Origin of the sequence: Priestia veravalensis (assembly GCF_001457055.1) — a bacterium.
Taxonomy (GTDB): Bacteria; Bacillota; Bacilli; order Bacillales; family Bacillaceae_H; genus Priestia; species Priestia flexa.
The window spans coordinates 1-1,123 of the sequence record NZ_KQ758770.1; the positions used below are offsets into that span (position 1 = coordinate 1).

The 1,123-nt window shown below is 36.7% G+C and carries 2 protein-coding genes; one reads left to right on the forward strand and one right to left on the reverse strand.

Annotated elements, in window-relative coordinates; translation table 11 throughout:
- Window positions 1-316, reverse strand: a 316-nt coding sequence (locus AS180_RS21320) for a MerR family transcriptional regulator (RefSeq protein ID WP_139109272.1), incomplete at its 3' end; no start/stop codon positions are given.
- Between the two features lie 533 nt (window positions 317-849).
- Here AS180_RS21320 and AS180_RS21325 point away from each other — a divergent pair.
- Window positions 850-1,123, forward strand: a 274-nt coding sequence (locus tag AS180_RS21325; RefSeq protein ID WP_450089591.1) for a replication/maintenance protein RepL, incomplete at its 3' end; no start/stop codon positions are given.

Below are 1,123 nucleotides of genomic sequence, written 5' to 3' on the forward strand. Positions count from 1 at the left end.
ACGTTATTTGCTCGTTATCTCTTTCACCATTGATAATAACGCTAAGCGTTTTTTCTGCATTTTTACGGTCCTTATGCTTGGATGCAATAGCTTTTGTTGCATTATCCATAGATTGGCCTTTATCTAGTATTATTTTTAATTCTGATAACGTCTGAATATCGCGTTCATAATAGATTCTTTGTTCTTTAGTGTTTCGTTCAAATATGTATCCGTGTTTTTCCAATTCGAGTGACCAACGCCTTAGCGTATTAGGATTTATATCTAAATAAATTGCTACTTCTTTTGATAAAGTACCGAACTCATTTCCGTTTTCCATGCGTTTTTCACCTCATTTATAAGAAATTCTATACAATCTTTGAAAACCCTTGTTTTGAGGTGGAAGCTGGCTAGTCGTGTGGGGGCTAAACCCCACGGTCTTAATGCGTAGCTAAATATGGCATAAGAGAAATACATCGAACGGCTGCACTGGCGGTTTTGGCGGTACAATGGTGCGAGCAAGCTAACCTCCGAGGATCCTCGTTTTGAGTATGGTTAGCTTGGCGACATGCAAACACCGCCAAAATTTCTCCATGCAAGGGAGAAAGGGTGGAGATTTTTTTGGCGTAGCGAACCCGAAGGGCAAAAAAATACTACCCGAACCTTGCATGGAGAAAAGCCCCTTTGTATATAGAAGAGAGCTAGTTTTATAGAATAGTAGGTTAAATCCTTGATATATAAGGGTTTTTAAGGTTTTGTTTGTACTGATAGACCGTTACACATGTACCGAAATATCGTTACAATTGTTCTGATTTTATCAGTACATATTTACAGATTATAAAATAACATATATAATGCAAAAAGGGAGGTGAAATGATGGACAAGAATATGGAGTATCATTCAGATACACAAACATTATTGGGAAAAAAATCGAAAACATACATCGATACAGAAACTGGTGAGAAAATAAATGTCGAGCAAATAACCAAAAGAGCCTATGGTCAAAAACAATTTTGGAAAATCTATTTAATGGATTTTCTTCAAGTTTTAGGAGTGCTAGACAGCAAGCAAGTTGATGTTTTCGTGTACATACTAGAAAATACAGAACAAGCCAACAACACCTTTATAGGCAGTCAGAGAGACATTG